Below are 8,938 nucleotides of genomic sequence, written 5' to 3' on the forward strand. Positions count from 1 at the left end.
AATGCATGAGGGCTCAGTGTGCTCGACGCTGCGGTGCGAAGATCACCGGTATCCGAATAGGAAAAGATTGGAAATCAGGCGCCCGCCGTGACCAGGATCGCCAGCGGCGGGACGATGTACTGGTCGCCAGTGCAGACCCTGTTATCCACGGCAGAGCTTTACGACGAAGTTAACGTTACGGAGCCAAGCCCGTTCCGTTTACCGGAACGGGCCTTCGACAAGAGCTTACTTCTCAATGGTGCGATTCCAGCGGCTGTTGAGCTGCTGGCGGCCTTCATTGACAGCATCCCAATCAAGCGTGTTCGCGGTTTGCATATAACCGCGGAACGCATCGAGCTTGGCCTGTGCTTCCGGCGTACCGGCCTTGGCCTTCTCGTTCGACGGAATGACATTGCCATGGTCGAGCGCCTTGCTCTGCGCATCCGCTGACAGCAGATAATGCGCCAGCTTCTGGCTCAGTTCCGGCTCGCCGTTGCCTGCCAGCACGCATTCGGTCACGGCGAGAACGACCGAACCTTCCTTCGGCTGTGCATATTCAACGGGAATGCCCTTGTCCTTCAGGTTGTTCACGCCAGTTGGCGTCAACGGGAAGAGTGCGGCTTCGCCGGTCTGGACCATTTCCGAAATCTTGGCCGAAGACGGGATATATTCCAGAACATTTTTGCCGATCATGTCGGGGAACTTCTCGAAGCCCGGCTCGAGGTGCTTATCGTCGCCGCCCTGAATGCGGTTGAACATCAGGAATGCGTGTAGTCCGAATGTCGAAGCCGAAGCCGACTGGAACACGACGGCATTGGCGTATTTTTCGTCAGCGAAGTCCATCCACGAGGTCGGTGCAGCCCAACCCTTTTCGTCGAAGAGCTTCTTGTTATAGGCAATGCCGGTCATGCCCATATCAACGCCGATAGCCATATCATCCTTTATGCGGGCGGCGGGCTGGATATCGCCCAGAACCGGATCGTCGGAGATTTTCTGGCACAGGCCGCCATTGATGGCGCGAACCATCACGCCATCATCGAGCAGCATGACATGCATCTGCGGATTGTCTTTCTGGGCGGTGGCCTTGGCGAGAATGTCTGCCGACGTGCCCGGCACGACCACGACTTTCACGTCATTGGCTTTTTCGAATTCCGGCAGGACGTGCTCGGTATAAGCCTTTTCCATGTTGCCGCCGTTCATGCCGATATAGAGCGTCTTCGTTTCTGCCGATGCGGCGGAAGCGAAAGCGACCGACAGGCCAAGCGCGGCTGCAACGGTTTTCGTAATCCGGTTGGTGTTCATGCTACTCCCCTTTGTGGTTTGAGGTTGAATTGTTTTCGGGCGCAAAACGGTCGATGGCGAAAGCGCCGATCGGCGTTTTCGTTTCTCCGTTCACGGCGAAATCGGCCAGCACGGCTCCGACCCCCGGCCCGGTTTGAAAACCGGCGCCGCAGAAACCGAAGGCGTGATAGAGATTTTTGATCCGGCTGCTTGGCCCGATCACCGGATTTCCATCCGGCATTTCGGCCTCGGTGCCAGACCAGAAGCGGATAACCTGGGCATTTTTCAGGTGTGGAAAGAGCTCAATGGCGCGCAACATCACCGATGACGCTGCATTGACCGACGGACGCGAAAAATCGGGGTTCTCAAGCGCTGTGCCGCGCCCGCCGCCCATCACATAATTTCCACGTGTCACCTGACGGCCATAAAAGCCGCCGCCTTCTTCGCCAAGGCTCATCGGCAATCGAAGCGGCATCGGCTCGGTCACGACCATGGATGGATAAACGCGCTTCAACGGAACAGGCTCACCGAACGAAGCCGCAAAACGGTCAGACCATGCACCGGCGCAGTTGAAGAGCAGACGCGACCGGATTTCGATCCGTTCACCCGCAAGATCGGTTCCCGCCAGAATGGCAAAGCCGTCGCCGGTCGCCTGCACGTCATGCACTGGCGTATTTTCCAGCACCGTCGCGCCTGCCGCCTTGGCAGCGCGTGCAAAAGCAGGCGACACAAGACGCGGATTGGCGTGACCATCATCGGCGCAAAGCGAAGCGCCGGCCACATTGCCAGGGAGCCATGGAAACCGGTCCTTGACCGCATTGCCGCCGATCAGTTCCACCGCAAGGCCTAATGGTCGAACAGTCGCCGCATAGGCTTCCAGACTTGCGAAATGTTCCTCGGTGCGCGCCAGTTTCAAATGGCCGCTGCGGATATATTCACCGTCGATGCCAATCAGCTCCGGCAGCCGCGCCCATATTTCATGCGCGCGCTGCGATAGGGCGATTTGCTCGAGCGCACGGCCCTGCCTGCGTACACCGCCATAGTTGACGCCGCTTGCCTGCGCACCGCAAAAGCCCTTGTCGAGCAGGATAACCGACAGACCAGCCTGACGCATGAAAAGCGCTGCGGAACCGCCGACAATGCCGCCGCCAATAACGACCGCATCGGCCTGAAGACGCCGGCTCATGACGCAACGTCCTCTCTGGCCGCAGCGCCAAAACCGAGCGGGATCGGCTTGACCGGTGCCTGGGCGCGGATGCGTCCGCCATCAGCGGGTGACTTGTCGCGCATGGAAGCCAGAAGTTCCGCTGCGGCTGCCGAACACATACGGCCCTGACAGCGCCCCATGCCAACCCGGCTCAAGGCCTTGAGGCGATTGATTTCCTGTGTGTTGCCTGCGCCGATCACATCCCGCGCTTCGGCAAGGCTGATCTCTTCGCAACGGCAAAGCGTGACATCGCCTGCCACCGTCTGAAACCAGTCGAGCGGAAACGGAAATGCCTTTTCGACAATCAGGCGTTCGCGATAAATGCCATCGCGTTTGCGAATGAGACGCTGTTCGGTCCCGTTATCGAATGGCAATCCAAGATCGCGAAGAAGCGCGATAGCGGCCAGCTGACCGCGAATTTCGGCAGCATCGGCACCGGCGATACCAGCACCATCACCGGCGACATAGACGCCGATGCGGCTGGTGCGGCCAAGCTTGTCCGTCATCGGCAACCAGGCGCGGTCGCGGTCCTCGAAGCGGAAATCGCAACCGGCAAGATCTGCAAGCTGCGTTTCCGGGCGGAGCGCAAAACCATAGGCCAGCGCATCGCAGGCCACTTCGTGTTCGCTCTTGCCCGTGCGATAACGCAAACCTTCGACATGGTCGTCGCCCAGCACGCAATCGGGCCGAACATCATAGTGGATCGGAACGCCCGCCAGTTTCAGGCGCAGGCCGTAATAGGCCCCAAGCGCCACAATGCGGGGCGCGTACAGCGCCAGATGCGCGAGATGAAACTTGGCAGCAAAACGCGCCGTATCCAGAACAGCCGCCACCTTGGCGCCTGCATGGTGATATTGCCAAGCCACCAAATAAAGCAGTGGGCCGGAACCCATGAACACGACGCGTTCGCCAACGGTGCAGCCTTGCGCCTTGAGCGCAGTTTGCGATGCGCCAAGCGTATAGACGCCGGGCTTCGTCCAGCCCTTGAAGGGAAGCACACGATCCGTTGCGCCGGTTGCAAGAATGAGATGGCTATAGGGCAGCTGACCATGCACGCCATCCGTCAGGAGATCGAGATGATCGCCATCGTTGCGCGAAATATTCCAGACCAGCGTTTCCGGGTGATAATCGATAGAACCGCGCAACGTGTCGAATGTCGTGTGCAGCGCTTCGGCCTTGGGAGCCTCGGAACCATAACGGCTGCGATAACTGCGCCCGTCATCAATCGGCGGGCGGCGATAAATCTGCCCGCCGGAGCGCATGCCTTCGTCCAGCACGACAGGCCGAAGACCAGCCTGGACGAGAGTTTCGGCGGCGCGAATGCCCGCAGGCCCTGCGCCGACAATGACGGGTGCCAAAAGAGGGGACGCAACAGCGCTCATGTCGAAGGCTCCGTCACAAACGCCATGCCTTCTTCCAGTAGTGTTGTGCAGGCGCGTAGCCGCCGCCCTTCCGCCGTCATGACATGGCAATCCTGACAAGCGCCGATCAGGCAGAAGCCTGCGCGCGGTTCGCCGGTGAATTCGGTATGACGCAGCTTTCCCTGCACCGACAGAATGGCGGTCAACACGGTGTCGCCACGGCGTCCCTCGCAAGGCACGCCGTCAAGCGAGAAGCTGAGCGGCTGTTCGGCCAGCCGATACCGTCTGCGGAACTGGGCCGCCGAAGGTGAAACCGGGATCGTCATGATCGGATCAGCCCTTGCCTACCAGAAGACGGTCGAGGCCGAACATGCGGTCAATGATGATCATGGTGACGGTCGCGACGAGGATCATCAAGGCGGAGACCGCAGCCATCATCGGATCGATGGATTCGCTTGCATACATATACATGCGGACCGGCAGCGTGACCGTCGAAGGCGACGTGACGAAGATCGACATGGTCAGCTCATCAAAGGAGTTGATGAAGGCAAGCAGCCAGCCGCCCGACAGACCCGGCAGCAAAAGCGGCAAGGTGATGCGGCGGAACACTGTCCATTCTCCGGCACCCAACGTCCGCGCGGCATTTTCCGCATTGCGGTCCATGCTGCCGAGCGAAGCGAGAATGAGGCGCAGCGCATAAGGCGTGATCACGATGGAATGCGCGGCAACCAGCCAGACGAATGAACCCGTGAAGCCCATCAGGGAGAACAGGCGCAGGAATGCGACGCCCAGCACCAGATGCGGAATGATCAGCGGCGACAGAAACAGCGCATTGAGCGCATCGCGGCCACGGAAATTATATTGCGCAATGGCAAGCCCGGACGGCACCGCCAGCAATGTGGAGATCGTGGCCGAGAAGAAGGCGAGCTTCACGCTGTTATAGAACGACGTCATAAAGTCGTTATGCTCGAACACAGCCTTGAACCAGCGAAGCGAAAGGCCGTTCCACGGCATGGTCAGCGTGTTTTCCGGGGTGAAAGCCACCAGACACACCACCAGCATCGGCGCCAGCATGAAGATGACGACCAGCGTGTGGAAGAAAAGGGCAAAAGGACCGTTCTTGACCATGGTGCTTACCCCAGTTTCTTCTTGGCCTGCCCTTCGAGCAGGCGATTATAGGCGATCATGATGATGAGATTGGCCACCAGAACGATGATGGCGATGGCTGCACCCAGCGGCCAGTTCAACTCGATCAGGAATTCGTCATAGACATCGGTTGCCGCCATCTTGAGACGGCGTCCGCCAAGCAGGCCCGGAATGGCAAACGAACTTGCCGACAGGGCGAAGACGATGAGGCTGCCCGAAAGAATGCCCAGCACTGCCTGCGGAAATACCACGCGGCGCAATGCTGTCAGGCGCGATGCGCCAAGCGTAAGCGCGGCCGCTTCCACCGACGGATCGAGCTTTTGCAGCACGGTCCAGACCGGGATCACCATGAAGGGCAGCATGATATGCACCAGACCGATCACAATGGCGGTCTCGCTATAAAGGATCTGTGTCGTCGGCAGGCCGACCAGTTGCAGCAGGCTGTTCACCAGACCATTGCGTCCGAGAAGCATGCTCCAGCCGAAGGTGCGCACCACGACCGAAACCAGAAGCGGTCCGATGATCACCAGCAGAAAGATCGAGCGCCACGGCTTGCGCATATTCGAAAGAATATAGGCTTCCGGCACGCCAATCAGCACCGTGATGACGGTTGTTATGAGCGCCAGCTTGAGCGTCCGCCAGAAGATCGACAGGTAATAGGGGTCTTTGAGAACCTGCACGTAATTGGCGAGCGAATAGACGTTCTCGATGCCCTTGTCATAGCTGTAGCTATTGAACGACAGCAGGATCGTTAGCCCCAGCGGCAAAAGCACCAGCGCGAAGAAAAGTAGCGTCGACGGCCCGGCCAGGAAAAGCGGCATCAGATTGCGCGGTTCCTTCGGGGCTGCGGAAATATCCTGGGAAGTCACCGAAGCCATGCTCAGTTCACCCCTGCGGTGAGGATACGGCAGTCTTCATGGTTCCAGTTGAGGCCGACCTGCGTGCCTTCGGCTGGCGGCGGATTACCGAGATTGGGCAGTGCCACCGAAAGTGGGCCTGCTGCCGTATTGACCCCGAGCAACCACTGGCTACCCATAAAATAGCGCGTTGCGACCTCACCGGCGATATGACCCTCGCCGTCATTCACCAACTGCACTTTTTCCGGGCGGATAAACACTGAGACATCGCCGGAAAGCTTGGTTTCACCTGCCGGGAAGCGGATCGCCGTGCCCGCAAGCGCGATCATCTCGCCTTCGGCGCGCGCCTTGAGGAAGTTGGACTTGCCGACAAAATTGGAAATGAAATGGTTGTGCGGATGCTCGTAGAGCTTGTACGGCGCATCGACCTGCGTGATGAGACCCTTTTCCATGACGACGATTCGGTCGCTGATCGACAGCGCTTCGGCCTGATCGTGGGTCACCATGATGGTGGTGATGCCGACGGTGCGCTGAATGCGGCGCAGTTCGAACTGCATTTCCTCGCGCAGCTGCGCATCGAGATTGGAGAGCGGCTCGTCCAAAAGCAGCACTGGCGGATTGATGACCAGCGCGCGGGCAATCGCAACACGCTGGCGCTGACCGCCCGACATCTCACGCGGATAGCGATCCGCCAGAGCGCCAAGATGCACAAGTTCCAGCACCTCGCGCACACGCTTTTCGCGCTCGGCCTTGGCCACATTGCGCATTTCAAGGCCGAAACTGACATTCTGTGCCACCGTCATATGCGGAAACAGCGCATAGCTCTGGAAGACGACACCAAGTTCGCGCTTGGCCGGGGCCAGACGGGTAATATCGCGACCATCAAGCGTGATCGAACCGGCGGTCGGGGGCACCAGTCCGGCGATCATCTGCAAGGTGGTGGTCTTGCCGCACCCGGAAGGGCCGAGCAGCGAAATGAACTCCCCCTTTTCAATCGTCAGATTGAATTTATCGACAGCCGCGAACTTGCCGTAGTGGCGGGAAATTCCAGAAAGGGTCAAAAAGCTCATTGCGTCTCCCTCTCGGCCTGACTTCCGCAGAAATGTGCGGGGGAGCGGAAGCGCCGTGATGTTATCTCACGTCGCCTCTTTACAGGGCTGGCTGGCGGGGCGGTCATTCATGCTCGGTTGCGCAGCAACACTTTAGTGGCCAGCCGCTTTCGCGGCCGCATCGTTCCCTGAACAACGCCTGAAGCAAAACCGCCGATCCGTTTGCAGCACTTTTCGGTGCCTCGCCGGACCTTCCCATTTGGCGACGCTTTCAGATGGCAGAAAAAATTCTGCGATTACAAATTATAATTTTCAAATCCGGAAGAAATTATATACATCTTTTAAAATACAGAATTTGGAAGCAGTTTTATGGATGATATATCAGAGAATTCGAAATCTGGCGCCGCTCTCAACTCAAGTCTGGTGAAGGCAATCCATATTTTGAAAGGTCTGGCCGCCAGCGCCGAGGACGGCGTGCGGCTGATCGATCTGGCCCGTGATCTCGAATTGAGCCAGCCATCCACCCATCGTCTGCTGAAGACATTGATTGCCGAAAACCTTGTCGAGCAGATCGCCGACAAGAAGGCCTATCGCCTGTCGCTGGAGTTTTTCGCCATGGCAGCGCAGGCCCGGCAACGCGACGGGATACTCAATATTGCGCGCCCGGCGCTTCTACGGCTGTCGACCACGTTCAACGATACGGTTTTCCTGCTGGTGCGCAGCAATTTCGATGCTGTGTGTCTTGATCGTGTCGAAGGGCCGTTTCCGATCCGCTCCTATACCGGCGATATTGGCGGCAAGGTTCCGCTTGGTATCGGTCAGGGCAGTCTCGCCATTCTCGCTTTCCTGCCGGAAGAGGAGCGGGAAGCGATCATCCGTTTCAACATGCCCCGCATTCTGGATAAGTCCACCATCGACGAAGTTGATCTGCGTATTTTGATTGATGACGTGCGAAAGACAGGCGCTGCAACCTTCAACTTTAATATGATCGACGGCATGGCTGGTGTCGGCGTGCCCATTCTCGACCATAGCGGCGAAGCCGTGGCGGCCTTCAGCGTCGGCACGCTGGCCTCACGCCTGACCGAACAGCGGCTGCAAACTGTCGTTGAACTGCTGCGCCGGGAAGCGGCGATCATTTCCCACAAGATCAGCCCGTTCGATCCGAGCCTGCGTCAGCCCAATCAGGCGCTGGCCCACCGGCGATAAAACGTCGCGATAGCAAGCTGGGCAGAAATTCCAGCCCGCTGCGGTCCGCTATAACCTGTGTAGACGCATTCAACAGATGGCGTGATGCCGGGCACTGGGCGCGCATTCTCAACGCGATATCAGAAGCTTACGACGGCGATCTTCAGTTGCTCGACTCCTCGTCAATCCGCGTTCATCAACATGGGGCCAACGGTCAAAAAAGATCCGGCGGAGGAGGACCTTTCGAGCATCGAGCAAAAACTTGGAGCAGAGGCGTTTGGCGAGCTTTGTGGTGTAGCACCACGGTTTCAGACCTGGCTTGCGCGAAGCGTCGGAAAAGCGGCCCATGTCTGACAACATCCTCCAACTGTTAAAGGATGGACCGCATTACGCCTCAGACTACGATAGAAACCTAACCGATCGGGCGACCCTTCTCTTGGGTCGCCGATGAAAGAATGGAATCGACGCGATCCGACCTAAAAGACCAATGGACCAGATTGTCAGAAGCTAGCTGGGTTGCATGAGACAGGAATGGTTTCATACAAAGTGTTTGTCCATTCGCGCGCGTATGGAACGCGGAACATCACTTCCACATGCTTCGCATCCGTGCGCCGACATCAATGCGGACATTGCGCGCGCTGGCTTCGCTGGCGGTTGCTGCTACTTTTGGCCAGTTCGCCGTCTCAAATAAATGAAGGAGTGTGGCGGGGATGAATCGCGTTCGCGAAGCATATACATGCCGGTCGCCCTTCGCATTTTGCCCATAGGTAAAAAAACGTTGCGGTGTAATGAGAGCAAGATTGTCGCGGGCCCGTGTCATGCCGACATAAAGCAGGCGGCGTTCCTCTTCCAGCTCGGCCGTCGTTCCCGCCC

The 8,938-nt window shown here is 58.4% G+C and carries 9 protein-coding genes; 1 reads left to right on the forward strand and 8 read right to left on the reverse strand.

All coding sequences use genetic code 11. The features are described 5' to 3' along the window. Window positions 1-225 precede the first annotated feature (225 nt). The 7 genes from HWD97_RS19420 to HWD97_RS19450 are packed head-to-tail and all read right to left on the reverse strand — an operon-like array spanning window position 226 to window position 6,901. Window positions 226-1,281, reverse strand: coding sequence for an ABC transporter substrate-binding protein (locus HWD97_RS19420; RefSeq protein ID WP_121539656.1), 1,056 nt, complete (start codon window positions 1,279-1,281; stop codon window positions 226-228). A gap of 1 nt (window position 1,282) precedes the next feature. Beyond that, window positions 1,283-2,446, reverse strand: a complete 1,164-nt coding sequence (locus HWD97_RS19425) for an NAD(P)/FAD-dependent oxidoreductase (protein WP_371835462.1) — start codon at window positions 2,444-2,446, stop codon at window positions 1,283-1,285. Then, window positions 2,443-3,849 (reverse strand): FAD-dependent oxidoreductase, encoded by a 1,407-nt coding sequence (locus HWD97_RS19430; RefSeq protein WP_371835463.1) that lies wholly within the window; start codon window positions 3,847-3,849, stop codon window positions 2,443-2,445. Before HWD97_RS19430 ends, HWD97_RS19425 begins: the two co-directional genes overlap by 4 nt. Beyond that, complete coding sequence (locus HWD97_RS19435) at window positions 3,846-4,154, reverse strand: (2Fe-2S)-binding protein (protein WP_121539653.1); 309 nt, start codon at window positions 4,152-4,154, stop codon at window positions 3,846-3,848. The genes HWD97_RS19430 and HWD97_RS19435 overlap by 4 nt, the downstream gene beginning before the upstream one ends. A 7-nt stretch (window positions 4,155-4,161) precedes the next feature. Further along, window positions 4,162-4,956, reverse strand: coding sequence for an ABC transporter permease (locus tag HWD97_RS19440; protein ID WP_078338214.1), 795 nt, complete (start codon window positions 4,954-4,956; stop codon window positions 4,162-4,164). A gap of 5 nt (window positions 4,957-4,961) precedes the next feature. Then, the gene (locus HWD97_RS19445; protein ID WP_371835464.1) at window positions 4,962-5,852 is read right to left on the reverse strand and encodes an ABC transporter permease; all 891 of its coding nucleotides are present in this window, start codon (window positions 5,850-5,852) and stop codon (window positions 4,962-4,964) included. Between the two features lie 2 nt (window positions 5,853-5,854). Further along, window positions 5,855-6,901 (reverse strand): ABC transporter ATP-binding protein, encoded by a 1,047-nt coding sequence (locus tag HWD97_RS19450; RefSeq protein WP_078338212.1) that lies wholly within the window; start codon window positions 6,899-6,901, stop codon window positions 5,855-5,857. Window positions 6,902-7,249: 348 nt separating this feature from the next. Here HWD97_RS19450 and HWD97_RS19455 point away from each other — a divergent pair, with 348 nt between their 5' ends. Next, entirely contained in the window at window positions 7,250-8,086 is an 837-nt protein-coding gene (locus HWD97_RS19455; protein WP_371835465.1) for an IclR family transcriptional regulator, read from the forward strand. A 562-nt stretch (window positions 8,087-8,648) separates the two neighbouring features. Here the strand turns inward: HWD97_RS19455 and HWD97_RS19460 are convergent. Then, window positions 8,649-8,938 (reverse strand): 3'-5' exonuclease (locus HWD97_RS19460; RefSeq protein WP_371835466.1); only part of this gene is annotated, 290 nt, incomplete at its 5' end.

The sequence above is a fragment of the Ochrobactrum sp. C6C9 genome (genome assembly GCF_022627935.1).
In the GTDB taxonomy this organism is placed as follows: domain Bacteria; phylum Pseudomonadota; class Alphaproteobacteria; order Rhizobiales; family Rhizobiaceae; genus Brucella; species Brucella teleogrylli.

Bases quoted from the DNA above. Each gene is read 5' to 3' on its own strand.
- HWD97_RS19430 (WP_371835463.1), bottom strand. From the start codon at position 3,849: ATGAGCGCTGTTGCGTCCCCTCTTTTGGCACCCGTCATTGTCGGCGCA.
- HWD97_RS19450 (WP_078338212.1), bottom strand. From the start codon at position 6,901: ATGAGCTTTTTGACCCTTTCTGGAATTTCCCGCCACTACGGCAAGTTC.
- HWD97_RS19440 (WP_078338214.1), bottom strand. From the start codon at position 4,956: ATGGTCAAGAACGGTCCTTTTGCCCTTTTCTTCCACACGCTGGTCGTC.
- HWD97_RS19435 (WP_121539653.1), bottom strand. From the start codon at position 4,154: ATGACGATCCCGGTTTCACCTTCGGCGGCCCAGTTCCGCAGACGGTAT.
- HWD97_RS19425 (WP_371835462.1), bottom strand. From the start codon at position 2,446: ATGAGCCGGCGTCTTCAGGCCGATGCGGTCGTTATTGGCGGCGGCATT.
- HWD97_RS19420 (WP_121539656.1), bottom strand. From the start codon at position 1,281: ATGAACACCAACCGGATTACGAAAACCGTTGCAGCCGCGCTTGGCCTG.
- HWD97_RS19455 (WP_371835465.1), top strand. From the start codon at position 7,250: ATGGATGATATATCAGAGAATTCGAAATCTGGCGCCGCTCTCAACTCA.
- HWD97_RS19445 (WP_371835464.1), bottom strand. From the start codon at position 5,852: ATGGCTTCGGTGACTTCCCAGGATATTTCCGCAGCCCCGAAGGAACCG.